Consider the following 19,372-nt stretch of genomic DNA (forward strand, 5'->3'; position numbering starts at 1 on the left):
CGGGCGAAGCCACCCCCCTCCCCATCGCACCGGCTTCGGGCGTCCGGCATCCCGTTGGCGTGGGCGCGACATTGCGTCGCAGCAGGTTGAGCCGCGATGACGCTCCAACGTCGTCGGTCGGTGGGGCGATCCACTCAGACGTTATCAATTTCGATAACACCACCACCGAAGGAATGATCATGTCTGTCGCATTGGACAACCACGTGGGCATCGGCACTGGTCTACCCAAACGCGGTGTCGCGGTGTCGCGGTGGTTCGTGGTGTCCTAACGTACAGGCGGTGGCAGGCATCGGCCTGCGGTCGGCCATCACCCGATCCAACAACTCGACAGCGGCGGTGTTGCCAGCGCGTGCTGCTTGTTCGCGGAGATGTAGCAATCGGTGTAATGGCAGATGCCTGATCGTTCTGCCGCGTTGTGGGTTGATCTTGTCCATACTCTCTAGCACCACCTTCTTGTGCATCCCCAGGTGAAGCGGGCTACCCCGGCAGGTAGGAGAACCCGCCCTTTGCTTGGAGTAGCCCGCTCCGTGACCGAATGTGCCGAGAAGAAGGGATTTCAAGGAAACGCACATCGGTCGACTCCCCGGACGAAATGGCGGAAACATCCGGGGAAGCATTGTCACCGACGCGAATCAGCGCTGACCTCGAGACGTAGTGCCTTGGTGGGCATTGCGGTGATCTTCGTCCACCAGAAAACGTTGCCGCGCAACCATTCCGGCGTATCGGCGTCCGGCGTCCAGGTCAGCGCTCGATCTTCGATGAGCAGCATCTGCCTCACCCCTCGGGTCCCGAATCCGGTAGCGCCCGCCACAGGTCCACGTCGATGCCTTCCCGTTTCTCGGCGTCCAGCTCTTCGTAGAATTCGCGCTCTGCATCGGCGGCGTTCTCCTGCCACATCCGTACTACGTCTTCGAATCTCATGGCCTCACCCCCACATCGATGGTGAAGGCCGCGGGCTGGAGAACGGCGACATCGGCTCGCATATGCGCCAGGAAGGCCACTTGGAGATTGTCCGCGAAGCGTTCCCGAAGTACCTCCAACGCAAAGGAAGTGCGGATACCGATCGCCAGCATGTTCCATTGTCCGACGTAGATTTCCGAGGTGTCGTTGCTGGTTCCGACCGTCAAGTTCGTCGGTACCTGCTTCGTCGGCAGGATCGGCGGCAGACCGGCGGGCGGCGCGAGGTAGGCACCCTGCGAGTCCTTCAGCTTGCCCAGCGATGTCAGCGCTCGCGGTGCGGTGATGATCGCGGTGGGCTCGTAGTTGTTGCCGCGCACCACACCCATGGCATCGATGAACCAATCCCACGTGTTCAATGCTGCTCCGTTGGCCCCGTGGTTGGTGACTGTGATTCCACTTGTGTTGAGTAGGCCCCTCGGCTCCGGTGCAGAACCACTGCCGCGCAAGGCGACCCGGTCCAGTTCCAACGCGAGCTGAGCGCCGAAGGACCGCGCGATGACATCGCTGACGCTGGGGTCGCTGTCTTCGAGGAGTTCGCGGCTGATCTTGACCATACGGGTCAGGCTGCGGGCCTGGAGGGTGACCGCGCCGAATACAAGGTCTGCCTCAGGCACGGCGGCGTTTTCGTTCCGCCACGACGGCGCGGCCTCGTTCTCCAGTCGCGGAATGCGCAGGGTCTGCGAGGTCATCGGCACGGTGAGAGCACCGGCCTGCACCACGCGGGTGGCATTTCTCGCCATGTCCAACACCGCTCCGGCGATGGGGCTGGGAACGACGTAGCCGCCCGCTGACTGGGTTCCTTCGGCCAACGCGCGCTCCAGTGGTGCGTCGTGCCAGTCGCCGGTGGAGATGCCACGAATCCAGCGGTCGAAATTGGGCTTTTCCCCGGCGAATTCGTCGGTGTGCCCGTTGTCGCGGCCCCAGTCGGTGAGCTTCTGCTCGCGCGTGAGGATTTTCGCGCCCGCGAGTTCGCGCTTGGGCTCGGGCCTGCGCCGCAGGTGGTCCTGGCGGGCACCGTCGCCGGAGACGTAGTCACCACGCTGATACCGGTCGATCATCGACTGCCGTTGCTGCTCCAGCCGAGCGGCGGTCTGTTCGATGTACTCGGACAGTTCGGTGGCGCGAGCGGCGATCTCATCGAATCGGGTGGCGTCGTCGTCGATGAGGTCGGCACCGCCGGCTCGGGTCATGATCTCCGACGCTTCGGATTTCAAGCTCGTCAACTCGGCGCGAGCTTCCGCAATGGATAGTTTCTTGTTCATGATGTGTCCTATGTGTCAAAGCATCTTCAAGAATTCGTAGACGCGCTGGGCGTGTTCGTTTGTGGTGATGCGAATCGGCGGCGCTGAGCGGATGCCCGCGACCTGCGCCCCGGCGTACGCGCCTTCGGAGACCAGGCTGACCTCGCGGAGGCTGACCTCCAAGCGCTCGGTGACACCGTCCACGACACGGGATCGGATCGGAACGAAGCCGATGGAGAAGCCGGTCACCACGCCGTCCCGAATCAGTGCGAGAGCATCGTTACCCGCCACGGTCGGGGTCACCCTGAACGCGACCTCCAGCCCCGCATCGGTCTCGGCCAGCGACTCCGGCATTCCGATCGGAAACGCGCGCTCCTGATGCATCGCCATCAAACGGATCTTGTGTTTACGTTCGGCGATGGTCCGAGTGAATGATCCTCGAACGAATCGTTCGCGGTAGGCGGGACCGTAGCCGTCGCGGACTTCGGCGACCTCGCCGTAGGGCATCGCGATACCGTGCACGGTGCGGCCGGTGGTTCCGCCGAGCTGGGCGTAGCGGTGAAGTACTTCGGTCATGGCATCCTCCTGTGCGCGCTGAACCAAGCCCTATGGATCGGGCTGTTTGTTCGCGGCGGCGACCTTGTCCGGGGCTGGTTACCTCCCGGCGTCGGGGATGCCGTTGCTCCGGCGGTCTGCGGTTCCGGGCTGGTTATCACCGGAAGCGACGCGGATGCCGAGCGAAGCTGTTGGCGGAAAGGATGCCCGACCGTGTGGCGTCAGCCTGGCGAGGCTCTTTGAACCTTCCCGCTTTCCGATTATACCACTACGGGGTATCCGTATGGTCTGATCTCATGTGCAGACATTATTTGATTCCGATCACCCCCACGAGCCTTTCGAATGGTTGGGGATATACCGACCTACCCCCAGGGCTGAGAAAATCGCTCAGCGTTGCGAATAGGGGGCTACGTCACTCACCGGAGAGATCGTCGGGAACGTCCAGCGGCGGCTGATAGTGGGGCAGCCGGAGGTCGTCGTCGTTGTCCAGCCATGCGGTCGCGATGCTGCCGAGGCGCTGATCGCGGATGTACAGCACGGACAAGTTCTCCTCCTCGCGAACGTCGACCACACCAGCGCGCAGCAGCACGGCGGCGATGGCATCGGGTCCGGCGGTACCGATCATTCCCGCGAGGGTTTCCTTGATCTTGGCTTCGCGGAGGTTCATCTTGATTTCCTTTCGTCATACACCTTTGTAATTTGACCCCTAACCGCCAGCCTTGACGGAGCGGTGTCGCAGGTCGCCTATGATCTTGAAAAATGCCGTTTGACACGCGATGGTTTCACTCATGGAAGGGTCTTGCCGGTTTCGGTGATCTTGATTGGTGATTGAAGACGGTGGCGGCACCCAGCGCGGAGATGTCGAATGGAAGATGTCGAAGGTGTCGAAGCCCTCCGTGTGTCGAAATCTCGACATCTTGACGTCTTCGCAGGTCAGAGTGAACATGAAGATGTCGAATCAACATGTTGAAGGGTGAGGGAAGATGTTGCCCCTGACCTGCGAAGATATCAAGATGTCGATTAAATACATATGGATACATCTTCGACATCCCCCTACTGCGTGGACAGCCATAGCCAGTGATCTCCGTCCTTCCGCGACACGATGCCGAGTTTCCGTTTCGCCGTCCGAATCGCGTACTGAGTGAATCCCTCGGCGTGCATCGCCTTCTCCGCGACCGTCGCGGCGACACTTCCCAGGTTCTTGTCCATGTAGTCCCGCAGCCAGGCTCGACAGTCCGTGTCCATAGGTGATTCGGTAGCCCGCGCGGTGGCTTCCACGACGTGATCGCCTGCCGTCTTGTCGGAATCGCCGACGTACACCAGCCGCGCCACTGTGCCGTCGTCGTCATCACTCGGGGGGCGCTTCTGTACCACGTCCACGCGGAATATCGACGACGGCACGGTCGCAGTGGTGTTCGCCTTCTCCGGTCCGATCAGTAGTCGCCCTTGCTCGTCGGTCTGGGCGTACAGGCATAGGCGTGCCTTCTTCCGCAGCTCCCCGGTGATGCCGTAGCGGTCGCGCGCCGCGTTGCTGACGATCCGGTTGGTATGCGTCAGGAGCATTTGCGTTGCCCCGGTCGCAATCGCCGCCTCACGCCACGGGTGCAGCACTTTGCGCGCCTGTTGCGGGTCCTTCACGTTGAGCTTGCCGGGCACCGTGTCCAGCCACGCATCCGCGACCAGCAGCGCGTACGGCTCGCTCGTGTCCAAAACCCATGCCATGTCCGGTCCTGGCATCGTCGGTGAACCGGTACCGTCGCGCTCGGCGCACAGCACCCGTATCCGGTCCAGGTCCGCTCCGGCTACCTCCAGCCGATCCCGCACCGCCACCCAGTCGTCCTCGGTCAAGATCAGCCGAACATTCTGGGGGGCGCGCGCCGGTATGCCGAATTCGGGACATGGTTGCCCCGTCGTGACCAGCGTGACCAGCCACACCCAGAACAGCGACTTGCCGATACCCTCGTCGCCGACCAGCAGCGTCACCGACGCCTTGGGTATCCGGTTCCGTGCGATCCAGCCCGGCGGGTCGGACGCGACCAGTTCGGTTGCCCGCCACAGTCGCATCGTGTCCGTCGCCGAGTTCGTATCCGTCGTTGTCTCGACTTCTTCCAGCACCGTCACCACCGGCACGTTCTGGGTACTGTTGACCTCGACCTCCGCGAGCTGCTGCTCGGACTTGCCCGACGCCGACGCCACCGCCGTAGCCAGCATCGAACGGAACTCGTATCCCCGCCGCTCGGTGTGCTCGTCCCACCACCGACGTAGCTCCCCGATCACCGCCGACGCCTGCAATCCGGCCGCGATCTCCTCGCACGACAGGAACAGCGCCCGCATCATGCTCGGGTGCCGCGACGACGGATCGAGCATCCGCAGGGTGGCGTCGCGCAACTGCTCGGCTCGTTCGCCGTCGCCCGGCTCCCTGTTCTCCGCGATGAACGCCTCGACCTCCGCATCGGTCGCGATACCGTCGCTGATCTCGTCGACCGACAGCTCCGGGATGTCGTTCTCGTCCAGGACCTCGCGAATCCGGTCGATCGACACCATTTCTCCGCTGTGCGACTCGATCGTTGCCGCAACCGGTTCCATGTCCGGTTTGGTATTGGTGGTACCCGGCATCCGCAGCAGCCGGGCCAAGTCCCAGACCGAATCTGCCTTCACGCCATGCGATTCCGCGACGCGGCCGACCAGATGACCCCAGCGCTTCAGCAAATGCTTCGCCTCGCGACGGTCTTCGTTGTCGTCCACCGCGAACGGTTCCTCGAAGCACCACACCGGTTGGAGACCGTGACCGCTGGCGACGACATACGTAGGCCGCGCGCCGACCAGTCCCGCCAACTCCGTGATCACCGCCTCCAGCCTGTCCTGAGCCGCCGCCTTGAAATCCAGATCGGCGTAGACGGCGCGCATCCGGGCCACGTTGGCTTCCCTGCGCCCGTCCCCGTCCATCTCCTGCGCGGCATACCAGACGTTGGCGTCGCCCAGCTGATCGATGACGGCCGCTATCTGGTCCACCCAGCCGACGTACGAGCCGACCTCCCGGAAGCTGCCGCCCACCGGCTCCGCGCAGAGGAACAGGGTGTCGCTCATCGGATCGGGCAACAGATATTCGATCAGCTCGGCGACCTGCCTCCGACTGCTGCGGTTCATCGCGGCACCCCCAACCGGAAGCTACCGACGAAGACACGCGCCCCCGAGCGGCTGACCTCCACGACCCCGATCGGCGTCACCCCCAGCGCGGAGGCCAGCGCCTCGGCTTCCGAAGCGGTCAGCGGACGCGTCCGCGTAGCCGCGACGGGGAAACGGGCGAACCATGCGGCATCGGATTCCATGCCGCGCCGACGCCGACCACGACGGGTTGCCCGATGTGTGCAGACTCGAGTACGCTGGGTACCGCATTCCTTCGGGATTCCTGAGCCCTCGTTGTTTTGGTCGGCGGCGGGGGCTTCTCCTTTTTTCTTCATCCCGCATCCACCGCCTCTGCTCCGGCGGCCCCTGCCCTGCGGCGACGAGCCTGCGCGGACCTCAACGCCAGACGCAGGAAGTATGCCTTGCGCTTGCTCTCGGCGCGGCGGGCGCGTTCGGCGGGGCTCAGTTTGCCCTCGGGGTCGACCTGGCGCTCGAAGCGGTCCAGGAAGGCATCACGTGCCGGAGCGGTCCGGGCAATACGGTCTTCGGTGCGAGCCCAGGATTCGTGGGCGGCGATCTTTGCGGCTTGGGCGCGTTCGGATGCGGATTTCGCGGGCATGGCGCAACCTCATTGGGCTACGTGGACCGCCCCATCATCCACGGAGGTTGCTGCCGACGCGCAGCTCGATCGCTTGGGCTTGTGAACGTTATCATCCAGGGTAGCTAACGGTGTGCGACGCGTCCAGGAACCTCGACAGGGGTGCCGAGGCGAAGCGCTTTCGTCAACGCCGCGCGGATATCGGCTGGCGGCTCCGGTGCCGGGACGCAGTGGCACTTGCTGCCCGTTCGTCCCCAATGCCCCCCGGCGACGATCTGCTCGACGGCGGACAGCGACGGGTCGGCCTCGAAGACGCTCGCCACCTTGAAACAGCGAACACACCGCAGACGGAGCAGGCAGGCCGGTAGCGGGCCAGGGGCAACGAACTCGATATCGTCGGTCATCACAGATCACCCAGCCCCAGCCCGCGCGCCTCGGCCGCTGCCCGTTCCGATGCCGTGGCGGCGGTGTAGCGGTCGATCATGTCGCGGCGCTTCCACCCGGCAACCGCCATGAGTCCACCCTCCGAGCCACCAGCGGCCAGCCACCGAGTCGCGGCGGTGTGACGCAGCAGATGCGGATGAAAGTTTTTGATATCGGCCAACTCTGCGCGATAGGCCAAAGTCTTGCGCAGCGCATCGTAGCCGAAACTCTTGCCGTCCACGCCCAACCAAAACACAGGCGTATCGGCTAGCCGGTGCCCGCGGCGAACCCGGAGGTAGCGGTCGATGGCGCGGCATGTCTGCGCGCTGAGTGGGACGACCCGGCCCCGGCCACCCTTACCGCGCCGCACCGTTGCCAGCCCTCGGGTGAGGTCCACATCGTCCACCGTTATCCCGATCACTTCGCCTGCCCGAGCACCGGTTTCGGCCATGAACCGGACGATGGCCTCGTCGCGGCGTTCCCGTAGCTCGCGCCCCTGGCAGGCTCGGATCAGCGCCTTCAGTTGGTCATCGGTGAGGGAGTCGGTCACCTTGACGTCGAGCTTCACCGGCTTCAAGCCGAGCAACTCGTCCCGGTCGATCTCGTCCTCATCCGCTAGCCACGCACTGAATCGCCTGAGCGCGAATTGCTTTGCCAGCGCGGTAGCCGGAGCGGAACCGCCGTCGAGCGCCGCAATGATGAACGCCTGCACGGTGGACCTGTCGAGCACCGGGTCGGTCTGATTCGCAGCGCACCACCGGAGAAATGCGCGGACGCCATCGCCGTATGACTTGACGGTCCACGTCGACTTCCGCTCCGCCTTCAGTGCCAGCAGCCAGCTGGGCAGCAGTGCGGCGAGGTCGATGTGAGCAGAAACCATACCGACCAGTCTACTCGGAATTATCTGGACTGACAGCGCTGTGCTCAGCGTCAATTCGAAAACAAACCGGCATAACCTCAGGTCAGCCCGGCGACCTTCCGGCAGCGCCAGTCCAGGTAGTTGATCAGCGTCCAGAAGTCCTTGAACGCCGGGTTCGTGGTCTGGCCGTGGTGATAGCGGTAGTAGATCTGCTGGGCGATGACGGCCAAGCGGAACAATCCGAAGACCTCGTAGAATGGCCAGTTCCCGGCCGAGCGGCCGGTGCGCGCGCAATAGTGTTCGACGATCTGCGCGCGGGTCAGCATGCCCGGCAGGTGACTCGGCTGGCGGCGGGAAGCGCGCATGACCTCGTCGTCGTCCGCCTGCACCCAGTAGGCCAGCGCCCCGCCGAGATCCATCAGGGGATCGCCCAGGGTCGCCATCTCCCAGTCCAGCACGCCGACGATCGCGCCCGAGCCCGCGGGGTCCAGCACCAGATTGTCGAGCCGGAAGTCGTTGTGGATGACGGTGGTGGCGACGTCCGCGGGCTGGTTGGCGTCGAGCCAGGCCATCACCGCGGCGAAATCGCTGACATTGTCGGTGCGGGCGTCCACGAAACGCCGCGACCAGCCCGCGACCTGGCGGGCGACATAACCGGCGCCCTTGCCGATTCCGGTGAGACCGGCCGCGACCGGGTCCACTTCGTGCAGTTCGATCAGGCAGTCGAAAGCCGTAGTGGACAACCGTCGCGCCTGGTCCGGGGACAGGCTGGTGCCGGCGGGGAGATCGCCGCGCAGGATGGTGCCCGCCACGCGCTCCATCACATAGAACTCGCTGCCGATCACCTCCGGATCGGCGCAGCGAGCCACCATCCGCGGCACGTAGCGGTAGTGCGGGCGCAACCGCTGCTGCACCAGGAATTCGCGGCCCATATCGTGCGCGGAAGCCGCCTTGGTGCCGCCGGGCGGGCGGCGCAGGATCAAGTCGCGATCCGGGTAGCGCAGCAGATACGTCAGATTGGACGCGCCGCCGGAGAATTGGCGCACCTCGGGGGGCTCGCTCAGACCGGGCACCTGCTCGGCGAGCCAGGCGTGCATCGCGGCGACGTCGAAGGCGTCCTCCGCGCGGACGGCGGCGGCGTCCGCGGCGTTCACCGGTCGGTTCCGTACTTGCGCAGCTCCTGCCGGGCGATCACGCCGAGGTGCACCTCGTCGGGACCATCGGCGAAGCGCAGCGAACGAATGCCCGCGAATGCGCGCGCCAGCGGGAAATCGTCGGAAAGGCCTGCGCCGCCGTGCAACTGGATCGCCATGTCCAGCACCTCTTGGGTCATCCGCGGCACGACCGCCTTGATCTGGGAGACCTCGCTGCGCGCGCCGGCCAGTCCCTTGGTGTCCAGCAGCCAGGCGGTGTGCAGGACGAGCAACCGCGCCTGGTCGATCGCGACGCGCGCGTTGGCGATCCGCTCCCGGTTCCCGCCGAGGTTGGCCAGCGGCTTTCCGAACGCCGTGCGCGACAGGGCGCGGCGGCAGGCCAGTTCGAGCGCGCGCTCGGCCAGGCCGATGGCGCGCATGCAGTGGTGGATGCGGCCGGGGCCGAGGCGGCCCTGGGCGATCTCGAATCCGCGTCCCGGCCCGGCGATCACGGCGTCCAGCGGAAGTCGCACGTCGGTGAAGGTGACCTCGCCGTGGCCGAAGGGTTCGTCCAGGTAGCCGAAGGTGCTGAGCATCCGTTCGACGCGCACGCCGGGCGTGTCCAGCGGGACCAGCACCATCGAGTGCCGCTGATACGGGTGCGCCTCCGGGTCGGTCAGGCCCATGAAGATGACGAACGCGCAGTTCGGATGGCCGATGCCGGTGCTCCACCACTTGCGGCCGTTGAGCACGATCTCCTCGCCGTCCACCACGGCGGTCGCGGCCATATTGGTCGCGTCCGAGGAGGCGACTTCGGGTTCGGTCATGCAGAACGCCGAGCGGATCGTGCCGTCCAGCAGCGGCCGCAACCACTGCTCCCGCTGCTCGGTGCTGCCGTAGTGCAGCAGGACCTCGGCATTACCGGTATCGGGCGCGTTGCAGTTGAACACCTCCGACGCCCAGCCGGAAGCTCCCATCACCTCGGCCATCGGCGCGTACTCGACGTTGCTCAGGCCCGCCCCGAGTTCCGGATCGGGAAGGAAGAGGTTCCACAGACCCGCCGCCCGCGCCTTCTGCTTCAGCTCTTCGACCACCGGCGGCACCGCCCATGGCGATTCCCGCAGGGCGGCGGCGTGCTCCTCGTCGCGCGGCTCGATCTCGTCGCGCACGAACTGCCGCACCTGATCGGTGAGGCGGACGGCTCGGTCGGAATGCGTGAAATCCATACCCATCCTCGAGGCTCGCTGAGCATTGCTCAACTTCCGGTCGAGTCCATTGGTAGCATATTGTTGAGCATTGCTCAATAGAGGAGGGTGGATGACCGAGGTCGCCGTGCAGGCGAGCGGCCGCCGCTCGGCGGACGACCGGCGCAGACAACTGATCGGCATCGGTCTGGGCATGCTGATCGATCGCCCCTGGCACCAGATCACCGTCGACGCGGTCGCGCAGCAGGCGGGTATCTCACGCGGGCTGCTCTTCCACTATTTCCCGACCAAGCAGGATTACTACGCGCAGCTCGTGCACGCCGCGTCGCAGCGATTCCTGCGCGGTACCGGCCCCGACCCGTACGCCGCCGACCCGCTCGCGTCGATGATCGCCAATTTCGTCGGCTACATGCGCAGGCGCAGTGGACCGCTGGTGGGACTGCTTCGCGCCGCCGGGCAGGATCCGGTGCTCGAGTCGATCATGGAGCGGATGCACGACGAGCTGACCGATCGGGTGTTCGCCGCGCTCGGCAGGCCCGCGCGGTCGACCGCCGAGCGCCTGGTGGTGCGGTCGTGGTGGGCCATGGCCGAGGACCTCACGGTGCAGTGGTTGTCGCGCGACGACGTAGACCAGGACCGGCTGGACCGGCTGCTGTTCGACACGTTGACCCGGGTGCTCGACTCGGTGGACGCCGAAAGCTGAGCGGTTCGCCCGTCCCGGGAATTGCCCTGCGAAACTCATCCGCGATTCGGGGGAGTGCACCGAAAATATCCGCGGCCGGAGGGCCGGTGCGGAGATCGGCCGGTCCGGTGCCGCCGAGGGGCGAATCTCGGCGGCACCGGCGTATCCGAACGCGCTGCGGGAGCGCACGCGCCGCCGCGAAGGGAAAGCGCGCCACTCCAGCATAGAGCGATCAATGGTCTGGCGCGCGGTGGCGAAGAAGTGCCTGCGACCCGCGGGAAATCACCTCGTGCCGCGTGTGTCGGCCGCGGCGCGCCGAATAGTTGGGTGAGATGGCAAATGAACAGTTTCGCCAGTAGCGGTGGATCGACTATGAATGAAACGTGCCGTTGCCATACGTGATCACTTGTCTGCCATCGACTCTCCCGTGCGGGGAGCGCTGATGGTCATCGAACATCCCATCGAGGACGAGGTTACACAGCTGGCGAGGCGGGTCGAGAAGGCCCGTGGACGGCTCGCCTACCAGTTCGATCCGGCGCTGACCGAGGCGCTGTCGGAGGACGAACTGCATGCCGAACGTGAGCTCGCCGAACGGATTCGCACCCAGGAGCGCGGACAGCGCTGGAAAGAGGCGCAGGCTGCCGCCGCGGCATCCGACCGCGCCAGGCAGACCACCGAAGCGATCGAGAAGGCCGACATGCGAGACCTCCTGCTCGCCCGCAAGGCGATTGCCGCGCAACGACGCGAATCCAGCCCGCATGCGAAGCTGGCCTCGCTCTACCGGCATCGGTCCTGGTCGCTGCGCGCGCTGGCCGGTGTCGTCGCGGCGGGCATGCTGTGGTCGGCGGTCAACGTCCAGCACAACATCGCTCCCGGTGGCGCGACCGATCCGCTGTACTGGTTCAGCTATCTGCTCGAAGGCATGATCAGCGTCTGCCTGATCATCATCATGATCGGCACCAACAAGGTCGCCGAATGGGGCGTGGTGGACAACCGCCGCCAGGTCGCGACCGCCGAAATGGCCCTGCTGGCCCTGACCGTCAGCCTCAACACCTACCCCTACCTGCGCGCCGGCGCCTGGTACGACGCGGCCGTGCACGCCATCGCGCCGGTGATGATCGGTGTCGCGCTGCTCATCCACGACGCGGCCAGCGCCCGCTACGGCCTCGCCATCGCCAGGGCCACCGAGCAGGTCCGCGACCTGCCCGACCCGGCCGAGCAGATCCGGCTCACGCTGCCCCGATACCGGATGCCGGTGGCGCCGGAGGCTCCGGGCATCCCGCACGAGCACGTGATCCCCGAACCGCAGCCCGTCGTGGTGGCGCCCCCGGTGGAGGTCGTCGAGCCGGAGGCGGTGGAGGCCGTCGAAACCAACGGCGCGCAGGTGGAATTCGAAGAGCAGCCCGAGGTCGTGGTGCAGGTCGAGAAGAAGCGGCCGCCGGTCGAGACGCCGCGTAAGCCGGTGCTGCCCGAGTCCATCGAAGACCTCGACGCGATGGAAGTCTTCCAGACGCGTCCGACGACGCCGGTGAAGGTGGAGGACGCCGAGGTCACGATCGCCGCCAACGGCCACGCGCCCACCAATGGCAAGAAGCTCGTCGCGAGCGAGCCTGTCGCGCCCGCACCGGTTCCGGCGGCCAAGTCCGAGGACCGGCCGGCCGCGCGGGTGCCCGTCGAAGAGCCCGCCGCGGCGAAGGTGGTCGTCCGGCAGCCGTCTGGGGCCAAGCCGCACAGCACGGTCTCCGAGGCGGAGGTCCCGACGGCCGAACTCCCGGCAGTCACCCGGCGTCCGGCGGCCGAGGTGAAGAGCGACGCTCCGGCACCGGAGCCCAAGAACGGCAAGGACACTCCGAAGCCCGACATCGCGCAGCCGCCGACGGCCCGCACCCCGGACATCTACGACACCGGTTCGTTCCGCGTCGCCGACATCCTGGAGCAGGAACTCGCCGAACTGCAGGCCGAACGCCGCCGCGCTCGCGCAGCGAGCAGGCAGCGTTCCGCTTCGACAGCGGGCCGCGAGTCCTAGCGAGCCCCCGTCTTCGCCAATGCCCGCTCGCGCACTACGCGCGGGCGGGCGTCGGCGTCTTCGGGGCACCGCTCGGGATCGAGTCGCGCCGCTGCCGTCAGGAGGCCGTTCACCGCGTCGGCCGACCGTCGCTCGACTGCTGAGAGCGGATCTGCCGAGGGCAGCGAGGGAGCGGTCCGGCGCCGCGCGTGCGGCACCGTGGAGCCATGGCTCACGATGACAAGACCCCGATGTTCAGCTGGCGGGCACGCGAGCAACTGCTCAGCCGCCGCATAGTCGTGCTCGACGGCGCGCTCGACGACGACAACGGGACGCTGCTGATGACCCAGCTGCTCACACTCGCCGCCGAGGACCCGGACGCGGGCATCTCGCTGTGGATCCATTCGCCGGGCGGATCGGTTCCCTCGATGCTCGCCATCCGCGACGTGATGCGGCTGGTGCCGTGTGAAGTCTCCACGCTCGCGCTCGGATTGGCCTGCAGCGCGGGGCAGTTCCTGCTGTCGTCGGGGAGCAAGGGCAGGCGTTTCGCCCTGCCGCACGCCCGGGTGCTGATGCACCAGGGATCGGCGGGCATCGGCGGCACCGCCGTCGACGTCGAGGTCCAGGCCGACGATCTGCGCTACACCGTCGACACGGTGCTCGGCATCATCGCCGAGGACACCGGCCAGCCGTTCGACCGGATCTACGAGGATTCGCTGCACGACCGCTGGTTCACCGCCACGCAAGCCAAGGAATACGGCTTCATCGACCACATCGTCGACTCGTTCGGGCAGATCGTCCCGCAACGCCAGCGAATCGGGATCTCGGCATGAGCGGTCAGGCCCGGAGGCGGCAGCGCAGCGTGACCACGCAGGGGCCCGCTGGTGCCGGAAGTGGATATGGCATGAGCGGTCAGGCCCGGAGGCGGCAGCGCAGCGTGACCACGCAGGGCCCCGCTGGTGCCGGAAGGGACACAGTATGAGTACCTACACCATTCCGAATGTGATCGCGCAGCACCCGCGCGGTGGCGAGCGGATCACCGATATCTACTCCCACCTGCTCGCCGAGCGCATCGTCTATCTCGGTACGCCCATCGACTCGGGCGTGGCCAACGCGCTCATCGCGCAGCTGCTGCACCTGGAATCGGAGAGCCCCGAGCAGGAGATCAACCTCTACATCAACTGCGAGGGCGGCGATCTGCCCTCCATGCTCGCGGTGTACGACACCATGCAGCACATCCAGTCACCTGTGCAGACCACCTGCGTCGGTCAGGCGATCGCGGTCGGCGCGGTGTTGCTGGCGGGCGGTGAGCCCGGCCGCCGCGCCATGCTCCCGCACGCCAGGGCGGTCCTGCACCAACCCGCCGCGCGCGGGCAGGGAACGATCCCCGATCTGATCCTGCAGGCCGACGAGCTGGTGCGGATGCGGGCGGAGATCGAGTCGATCCTGTCGCGGCACACCGGGCAGACGGTGGAGCGGCTCCGGCGCGACACCGATCGCGACCGGGTCTTCACCGCCTCGGCCGCGGTCGAATACGGCCTCGTCGACCAGGTCCTGGGGCGGCGGGACTAGGCCGCCAGGGCCATGAGCGTGGGCCCGGCGCCGGAACGCGGCGCCGACCGCTGCAAGAAGGCGATCCGGCGCCGGGCGCGAAGATCGTCCGCCACCTGGCCGATGAGGTCACCCAGCGTGGTGCCGAGAGATCCGGCCAGGGCGGCGATCATCTCGCTCGACGGCTCCTTGCGGCCCCGCTCCACCTCGGACAGGTACTGCGGGGAAATGCCAGCCCGCCGGGCGGTTTCGACCAGTGTCTCGCTGCGGTCCTGCCGCAGGGTGCGCAACTGTTCGCCGAGCACCTCGCGCCACAGGGGTTCCGGCGGCGTCGGCGGGACCTGCGGCCGGTCGTCGCGTCCACCGGGAATCGAGTGAAGTCTCGGGTGCTCGCTCATGAGCAGAGCGTACGGTCCCGGAGCGTGGGTCTGCCCGGCATTACGCTCTGAGCGGACGAGTGCGGCGATATGGGCGGATTCGGCGTGGTCGCCGTCGTAATCCGCGCGGAGGCGAGCATGATGGGAAACCATGCCCGAGAATTCGAAGGTCTCCGATCTCAAGCCGCGCAGCCGCGACGTCACCGACGGCCTGGAGAAGACCGCCGCCCGAGGGATGCTGCGCGCGGTCGGCATGGGCGACGACGACTGGGAGAAGCCGCAGATCGGCGTGGCCTCCTCGTGGAACGAGATCACTCCCTGCAATCTGTCCCTGGACCGGCTCGCCCGAGGCTGTAAGGACGGCGTCTTCTCCGGCGGCGGCTTCCCCATGCAGTTCGGCACCATCTCGGTCTCCGACGGCATCTCCATGGGTCACGAGGGAATGCATTTCTCGTTGGTTTCGCGTGAGGTGATCGCCGACAGCGTCGAGACGGTGATGCAGGCCGAGCGGCTCGACGGCTCGGTGCTGCTGGCCGGCTGCGACAAATCGCTGCCCGGGATGCTGATGGCCGCGGCCCGGCTGAACCTGGCGAGCGTGTTCCTCTACGCGGGGTCGATCCTGCCCGGCATCGCCAAGCTCTCCGACGGCAGCGAGCGCGAGGTGACGATCATCGACGCGTTCGAAGCGGTCGGCGCCTGCGCCCGCGGGCTGATGAGCCGGGAGGACGTCGCCGCCATCGAACGGGCGATCTGCCCCGGCGAGGGAGCCTGCGGCGGCATGTACACCGCCAACACCATGGCCAGCGCGGCCGAAGCGCTGGGCATGTCGCTGCCCGGCAGCGCGGCGCCCCCCGCGACCGACCGTCGCCGCGACGGTTACGCCCGCCGCAGCGGCGAGGCCGTGATCGAGTTGATCCGGCAGGGCATCACCCCCTCCGACATCCTCACCAAACCCGCGTTCGAGAACGCGATCGCGGTCGTCATGGCGTTCGGCGGCTCCACCAACGCGGTGCTGCACCTGCTGGCCATCGCGCACGAGGCGAACGTCGATCTGTCGCTGGACGATTTCGCGCGCGTCGGCCGCCGCGTGCCGCACCTCGCCGACGTCAAACCCTTCGGTAAGCACGTGATGACCGACGTGGACCGGATCGGCGGCGTGCCGGTCATGATGAAGGCTTTGCTCGATGCCGGCTTGCTGCACGGCGACTGCCTGACCGTGACGGGAAAGACGGTGGCGGAGAACCTGGCCCACATCGCCCCGCCGGATCCCGACGGCAAGGTGATCCGCGCGATGGCGTCGCCGATCCATCCGACCGGTGGCATCACCATCCTGTCCGGTTCGCTCGCGCCGGATGGCGCCGTCGTCAAGTCGGCGGGCTTCGACTCCGACGTATTCACCGGCACGGCCCGCGTTTTCGACCGGGAACGAGCAGCGATGGACGCGCTCGAGGACGGCACGATCGCGGCGGGTGACGTGGTCGTCATCCGGTACGAGGGCCCGAAAGGCGGTCCCGGGATGCGTGAGATGCTGGCCATCACCGCCGCCATCAAAGGCGCGGGACTGGGCAAGGACGTCCTGCTGCTCACCGACGGACGCTTCTCCGGCGGCACCACCGGCCTGTGTGTCGGGCACGTCGCACCGGAAGCCGTGGACGGCGGCCCCATCGCCTTCGTGCGCCACGGCGACCAGATCCGCCTCGACGTCGCGGCGGGCACCCTCGACCTGCTGGTCGATGCCGAAGAACTCGCCCGCCGTCGCGAAGGCTGGAAACCCCTGCCGCCCCGCTACACCCGCGGCGTCCTGGCCAAGTACACGAAGCTGGTGGGCTCGGCCTCGATCGGGGCCGTCTGCGACTGAGCGCCTCCCCGGACGATCGTCCGGCCGATCGCTACGTCGCTGCGCCCTGCCTCGGGTCCGCATCCTGCGATGATCAACGAATCCGACGCCCCGCTGACGGTCGTCATCGATTCGGCGTCCGTGCCGGTCGCCGTCGAGCAGATCGGATCGCGGTTTCATGTCCTGACCGACGACGGTCTCGGTAGCCCGCGCGGAGCGAAATCCCTGCCGCGCGGGGCTACCGAGGCCGTACTACTCGCCTGCCGCCGCTCGGGCGATCAGGGCGGCGACGACGTCAGGCGTGGACACCGAGACCGCGTGTGAGGCCGCCACCTCGACAGCCTCGGATCCCGCCCGCTGGGCCATGAATCGCTGCGCTTCCACCGGAATGTTCTTGTCCTCGCCGGTGATCAGCGCGTACGACCGGATGCCCCGCCAGGCGGTGGCGGTCGCGGGCTGTTGCAAGGCGTCCAAGGCCACCGGCCGCTGGGTCGCGGCCATCAGTTCGGCGGTGGCGGCGGGCACGTCGGCGGCGAACTGCTGGTGGAATTGCTCTTGCCGGATGTAGAGCTCGGTACCGGTGCCCCCGTCGGGAAGCGGGTAGGAGGCGGGCCGGGTGGTCGGGCCGAGCGTCGATCCGGGGAACTTGTCCGTCAACTGCAATGCGCTCTCGCCCTCGTCGGGGATGAATGCGGCGATGTAGACGAGCGCTTCGACATTCGACTTCCCAGCGGCGGCGACCGTGATGACGCTCCCGCCGTAGGAATGGCCGACCAGAACGCACGGCCCTTCCACGGAGTCGAGAACCGAGGCCACATAGGCGGCGTCGCTGTCGAGGCCGCGCAGCGGGTTGGCGGCCGCGATCACGGAATGCCCTTGTGCGCGCAGTCGTTCGACAACCCCGTTCCAACTGGAGGAGTCGGCGAACGCACCGTGGACCAGCACGATGGTCGGCGCGGAAGTATCGGTGCTCACGAGTGTGGTTCCTTCGGGGTCAGGCGGGGTGCAGGGCGGACCGCAGCGTCGCGACGGCCTGCGCTACCGCGGCCTTGGCGGCATGGGTGTCGTGCAGCGAGTTGACCATCACGAAGTCGTGGACGATGCCGCCGTAGCGCACCTGCGTGACCGGCACGCCCGCGGCGCGCAACTTGCCCGCGAAGGCCTCGCCCTCGTCGCGCAGCACATCGGCTTCGGCGGTGATCACCAGCGCGGGCGGCAGCCCGGCCAGCTGCTCGGTGGTCGCCCGCAGCGGCGAGACGGTGATCTGCGCGCGCTCGTCCGCGCTGGTGGTGTACTGATCCCAGAACCACTTCATGCCCTCGCGCGTGAGGAAGTACCCCTCGGCGAACCGCTGGTAGGAGCCGGTGTCGAAGTTGGCGTCGGTCACCGGGTAGAACAGCACCTGCTGCACGAAGGAGACGTCGCCGCGCTCCTTGGCCATCAGGGTCAGCGCGATGGCCATGTTGCCGCCGACCGAGTCACCCGCGATCGCGATCCGGGACGAGTCGAGGCCCTTCTCCGCGCCGTTGGCGGTGACCCACTGGGCAACGCGGTAGGACTGCTCGTTGGCCACCGGGTAGCGCACATCCGGCGACCGATCGTATTCGGGGAACACCACGGCGGCGTCGGCGCCGACGGCGAGATCGCGCACCAGGCGGTCATGGGTGTGCGCGTCGCCGAACACCCATCCCGCGCCGTGGGTGTAGACGATCACCGGCAGCGTCCCGGTGACGCCCTGCGGCTTGACGATCCGGACCCGCACCGAGCCGGTCGGCCCGCCCTCGACGGTGATCCACTCCTCGTCGATCTCGGGCTTGAAGATCGGCGCGTCCTGCACGGAGTCCACCGCTTTGCGGCCCTCCTCGGGCGGGAGCTGGTAGAGGAACGGCGGCTGCGAGGTCGCGTCGACGAACTCCTGCGCCGCCTGTTCGAGCGAGATGCCCAGCGGGTTTCCTGACATGATCGTGCCTCTCTCGTAAGTATGGTGGGAACTGTTGTGGCTCAGGCCGAGTGGGCGATCGCGTCGGTGATGACGGCCACGACGTCGTCGGGGTGGGTCTGCATCACCAGGTGTGGTCCGTCGATCTCGACCACGGCGCGGAATCCGGCGCGCTTGTAGCCGAATCGCTCGACGTCGGGATTGATCGTGTGGTCGGCGCTGGACACGATGCCCCAGGCCGGTTTCGTCTTCCACGCGGCCGCCGATGCGGGCTCGCCGAACGCGATCGCCGACAACGGCCGTTGCGAGACCGCGAGGACCGCGGCCTTCGCCGGATCGAGGCCCGCGGCGAAGATCGTGGGGAAGGCGGCGATGTCGACCGAGACGTCCGTGCCGGGCTCGGCGCCCTCGATCGGGTACGGCGCGTAGACGAGGTTGGCCGCCAGGTCGGAATCCGGGAACCCACCCTGCAACTGCCCGAGGCTCTCGCCTTCCTCCAGGGCATAGCCGGACACGTAGACCAAGCCCACGACGTTGTCGGCGACGCCGGCCACGGTGATGACCGCCCCGCCATAGGAATGCCCGGCCAGCAGCACGGGCCCGTCGATCTGCTCCACGAACGACTTGATGTAGGCGGCGTCGGCCGACAGGCTGCGGTTGAACACCGGGGGGACCAGAACACGATGGCCTCGGTCGAGCAGCCGTTCGGTGACGGGGGCCCAGCTCGCGGCGTCGGCGAAGGCGCCGTGCACCAGGACGATGGTCGGACTTGCCGGGGCTGACATGGTGTTCCTTTCTTCAGCGCTCGCAAGTGGCGCTGTGGCCGACTCAGTCTCGGCCGCACGCCCCGCTTTGCGCCCCTCCTCACGGGCCACAAAAGC

21 protein-coding genes are annotated in these 19,372 nt (G+C 67.1%); 5 read left to right on the forward strand and 16 right to left on the reverse strand.

Translation table 11 applies throughout. The features are described from left to right. Positions 1-619 precede the first annotated feature (619 nt). From ACGF7Y_RS23820 to ACGF7Y_RS23875, 12 genes are all read right to left on the reverse strand, one after another. On the reverse strand, positions 620-769 hold the full coding sequence (locus ACGF7Y_RS23820; protein WP_393236768.1) for a hypothetical protein: 150 nt from the start codon (positions 767-769) through the stop codon (positions 620-622). A gap of 5 nt (positions 770-774) precedes the next feature. Next, positions 775-921, reverse strand: coding sequence for a hypothetical protein (locus ACGF7Y_RS23825; RefSeq protein ID WP_393236769.1), 147 nt, complete (start codon positions 919-921; stop codon positions 775-777). Further along, complete coding sequence (locus ACGF7Y_RS23830; RefSeq protein ID WP_393236770.1) at positions 918-2,222, reverse strand: phage major capsid protein; 1,305 nt, start codon at positions 2,220-2,222, stop codon at positions 918-920. The genes ACGF7Y_RS23825 and ACGF7Y_RS23830 overlap by 4 nt, the downstream gene beginning before the upstream one ends. Before the next feature lie 15 nt (positions 2,223-2,237). Continuing rightward, positions 2,238-2,777, reverse strand: a complete 540-nt coding sequence (locus ACGF7Y_RS23835) for an HK97 family phage prohead protease (RefSeq protein WP_393236771.1) — start codon at positions 2,775-2,777, stop codon at positions 2,238-2,240. A 391-nt stretch (positions 2,778-3,168) separates the two neighbouring features. Continuing rightward, the gene (locus ACGF7Y_RS23840; RefSeq protein ID WP_393236772.1) at positions 3,169-3,423 is read right to left on the reverse strand and encodes a hypothetical protein; all 255 of its coding nucleotides are present in this window, start codon (positions 3,421-3,423) and stop codon (positions 3,169-3,171) included. Positions 3,424-3,809: 386 nt separating this feature from the next. Then, positions 3,810-5,903, reverse strand: coding sequence for an AAA family ATPase (locus ACGF7Y_RS23845; protein WP_393236773.1), 2,094 nt, complete (start codon positions 5,901-5,903; stop codon positions 3,810-3,812). Further along, on the reverse strand, positions 5,900-6,085 hold the full coding sequence (locus ACGF7Y_RS23850) for a hypothetical protein (protein WP_393236774.1): 186 nt from the start codon (positions 6,083-6,085) through the stop codon (positions 5,900-5,902). The genes ACGF7Y_RS23845 and ACGF7Y_RS23850 overlap by 4 nt, the downstream gene beginning before the upstream one ends. Positions 6,086-6,213: 128 nt before the next feature. After that, positions 6,214-6,501, reverse strand: a complete 288-nt coding sequence (locus tag ACGF7Y_RS23855) for a hypothetical protein (RefSeq protein ID WP_393236775.1) — start codon at positions 6,499-6,501, stop codon at positions 6,214-6,216. Between the two features lie 104 nt (positions 6,502-6,605). Beyond that, positions 6,606-6,884: a hypothetical protein gene (locus ACGF7Y_RS23860; protein WP_393236776.1), complete on the reverse strand. Its 279-nt coding sequence runs from the start codon at positions 6,882-6,884 to the stop codon at positions 6,606-6,608. Further along, positions 6,884-7,783, reverse strand: coding sequence for a tyrosine-type recombinase/integrase (locus ACGF7Y_RS23865; RefSeq protein ID WP_393236777.1), 900 nt, complete (start codon positions 7,781-7,783; stop codon positions 6,884-6,886). Before ACGF7Y_RS23865 ends, ACGF7Y_RS23860 begins: the two co-directional genes overlap by 1 nt. A 77-nt stretch (positions 7,784-7,860) precedes the next feature. Then, positions 7,861-8,859: a phosphotransferase family protein gene (locus tag ACGF7Y_RS23870; RefSeq protein WP_393236861.1), complete on the reverse strand. Its 999-nt coding sequence runs from the start codon at positions 8,857-8,859 to the stop codon at positions 7,861-7,863. A 53-nt stretch (positions 8,860-8,912) separates the two neighbouring features. Further along, entirely contained in the window at positions 8,913-10,121 is a 1,209-nt protein-coding gene (locus tag ACGF7Y_RS23875; RefSeq protein WP_393236778.1) for an acyl-CoA dehydrogenase family protein, read from the reverse strand. 91 nt (positions 10,122-10,212) lie between these two features. On the opposite strand from ACGF7Y_RS23875, the gene ACGF7Y_RS23880 reads away from it, so the two are divergent. The 4 genes from ACGF7Y_RS23880 (at position 10,213) to ACGF7Y_RS23895 (ending at position 14,359) form a co-directional block, all read left to right on the forward strand. Next, a complete protein-coding gene (locus tag ACGF7Y_RS23880) occupies positions 10,213-10,803 on the forward strand; it encodes a TetR/AcrR family transcriptional regulator (RefSeq protein WP_393236779.1) in 591 nt (196 codons plus the stop codon). Positions 10,804-11,224: 421 nt separating this feature from the next. Next, positions 11,225-12,808, forward strand: a complete 1,584-nt coding sequence (locus tag ACGF7Y_RS23885; protein WP_393236780.1) for a hypothetical protein — start codon at positions 11,225-11,227, stop codon at positions 12,806-12,808. A 206-nt stretch (positions 12,809-13,014) separates the two neighbouring features. Then, positions 13,015-13,620: a ClpP family protease gene (locus tag ACGF7Y_RS23890; protein ID WP_040865262.1), complete on the forward strand. Its 606-nt coding sequence runs from the start codon at positions 13,015-13,017 to the stop codon at positions 13,618-13,620. 145 nt (positions 13,621-13,765) lie between these two features. After that, a complete protein-coding gene (locus tag ACGF7Y_RS23895) occupies positions 13,766-14,359 on the forward strand; it encodes a ClpP family protease (RefSeq protein ID WP_040865263.1) in 594 nt (197 codons plus the stop codon). Here the strand turns inward: ACGF7Y_RS23895 and ACGF7Y_RS23900 are convergent. After that, entirely contained in the window at positions 14,356-14,736 is a 381-nt protein-coding gene (locus ACGF7Y_RS23900; RefSeq protein WP_393236781.1) for a helix-turn-helix domain-containing protein, read from the reverse strand. The two genes, ACGF7Y_RS23895 and ACGF7Y_RS23900, sit on opposite strands and share 4 nt — an antisense overlap. A gap of 130 nt (positions 14,737-14,866) precedes the next feature. Between ACGF7Y_RS23900 and ilvD the strand changes: the two genes are divergently transcribed. After that, on the forward strand, positions 14,867-16,573 hold the full coding sequence (gene ilvD, locus ACGF7Y_RS23905) for a dihydroxy-acid dehydratase (RefSeq protein WP_393236782.1): 1,707 nt from the start codon (positions 14,867-14,869) through the stop codon (positions 16,571-16,573). A gap of 231 nt (positions 16,574-16,804) precedes the next feature. On the opposite strand, the gene ACGF7Y_RS23910 is transcribed toward ilvD, so the two are convergent. Genes ACGF7Y_RS23910 through ACGF7Y_RS23920 form a run of 3 tightly spaced genes read right to left on the reverse strand, consistent with a single transcriptional unit; the run spans position 16,805 to position 19,276 of the window. Further along, entirely contained in the window at positions 16,805-17,527 is a 723-nt protein-coding gene (locus ACGF7Y_RS23910; RefSeq protein WP_393236783.1) for an alpha/beta fold hydrolase, read from the reverse strand. A 19-nt stretch (positions 17,528-17,546) separates the two neighbouring features. Beyond that, positions 17,547-18,512, reverse strand: a complete 966-nt coding sequence (locus ACGF7Y_RS23915; RefSeq protein ID WP_393236784.1) for an alpha/beta hydrolase — start codon at positions 18,510-18,512, stop codon at positions 17,547-17,549. A gap of 41 nt (positions 18,513-18,553) precedes the next feature. Continuing rightward, complete coding sequence (locus tag ACGF7Y_RS23920) at positions 18,554-19,276, reverse strand: alpha/beta fold hydrolase (RefSeq protein ID WP_393236785.1); 723 nt, start codon at positions 19,274-19,276, stop codon at positions 18,554-18,556. Positions 19,277-19,372 lie beyond the last annotated feature (96 nt).

Origin of the sequence: Nocardia sp. NPDC047654, assembly GCF_043205035.1 — a bacterium.
GTDB lineage: Bacteria > Actinomycetota > Actinomycetes > Mycobacteriales > Mycobacteriaceae > Nocardia.

Excerpts from the sequence above, each read along its gene's own strand:
- ACGF7Y_RS23820 (WP_393236768.1), bottom strand. The coding sequence starts at position 769 with ATGCTGCTCATCGAAGATCGAGCGCTGACCTGGACGCCGGACGCCGAT.
- ACGF7Y_RS23825 (WP_393236769.1), bottom strand. The coding sequence starts at position 921 with ATGAGATTCGAAGACGTAGTACGGATGTGGCAGGAGAACGCCGCCGAT.
- ACGF7Y_RS23830 (WP_393236770.1), bottom strand. The coding sequence starts at position 2,222 with ATGAACAAGAAACTATCCATTGCGGAAGCTCGCGCCGAGTTGACGAGC.
- ACGF7Y_RS23835 (WP_393236771.1), bottom strand. The coding sequence starts at position 2,777 with ATGACCGAAGTACTTCACCGCTACGCCCAGCTCGGCGGAACCACCGGC.
- ACGF7Y_RS23840 (WP_393236772.1), bottom strand. The coding sequence starts at position 3,423 with ATGAACCTCCGCGAAGCCAAGATCAAGGAAACCCTCGCGGGAATGATC.
- ACGF7Y_RS23845 (WP_393236773.1), bottom strand. The coding sequence starts at position 5,903 with ATGAACCGCAGCAGTCGGAGGCAGGTCGCCGAGCTGATCGAATATCTG.
- ACGF7Y_RS23850 (WP_393236774.1), bottom strand. The coding sequence starts at position 6,085 with ATGGAATCCGATGCCGCATGGTTCGCCCGTTTCCCCGTCGCGGCTACG.
- ACGF7Y_RS23855 (WP_393236775.1), bottom strand. The coding sequence starts at position 6,501 with ATGCCCGCGAAATCCGCATCCGAACGCGCCCAAGCCGCAAAGATCGCC.
- ACGF7Y_RS23860 (WP_393236776.1), bottom strand. The coding sequence starts at position 6,884 with ATGACCGACGATATCGAGTTCGTTGCCCCTGGCCCGCTACCGGCCTGC.
- ACGF7Y_RS23865 (WP_393236777.1), bottom strand. The coding sequence starts at position 7,783 with ATGGTTTCTGCTCACATCGACCTCGCCGCACTGCTGCCCAGCTGGCTG.
- ACGF7Y_RS23870 (WP_393236861.1), bottom strand. The coding sequence starts at position 8,859 with ATGCACGCCTGGCTCGCCGAGCAGGTGCCCGGTCTGAGCGAGCCCCCC.
- ACGF7Y_RS23875 (WP_393236778.1), bottom strand. The coding sequence starts at position 10,121 with ATGGATTTCACGCATTCCGACCGAGCCGTCCGCCTCACCGATCAGGTG.
- ACGF7Y_RS23880 (WP_393236779.1), top strand. The coding sequence starts at position 10,213 with ATGACCGAGGTCGCCGTGCAGGCGAGCGGCCGCCGCTCGGCGGACGAC.
- ACGF7Y_RS23885 (WP_393236780.1), top strand. The coding sequence starts at position 11,225 with ATGGTCATCGAACATCCCATCGAGGACGAGGTTACACAGCTGGCGAGG.
- ACGF7Y_RS23890 (WP_040865262.1), top strand. The coding sequence starts at position 13,015 with ATGGCTCACGATGACAAGACCCCGATGTTCAGCTGGCGGGCACGCGAG.
- ACGF7Y_RS23895 (WP_040865263.1), top strand. The coding sequence starts at position 13,766 with ATGAGTACCTACACCATTCCGAATGTGATCGCGCAGCACCCGCGCGGT.
- ACGF7Y_RS23900 (WP_393236781.1), bottom strand. The coding sequence starts at position 14,736 with ATGAGCGAGCACCCGAGACTTCACTCGATTCCCGGTGGACGCGACGAC.
- ilvD (WP_393236782.1), top strand. The coding sequence starts at position 14,867 with ATGCCCGAGAATTCGAAGGTCTCCGATCTCAAGCCGCGCAGCCGCGAC.
- ACGF7Y_RS23915 (WP_393236784.1), bottom strand. The coding sequence starts at position 18,512 with ATGTCAGGAAACCCGCTGGGCATCTCGCTCGAACAGGCGGCGCAGGAG.
- ACGF7Y_RS23920 (WP_393236785.1), bottom strand. The coding sequence starts at position 19,276 with ATGTCAGCCCCGGCAAGTCCGACCATCGTCCTGGTGCACGGCGCCTTC.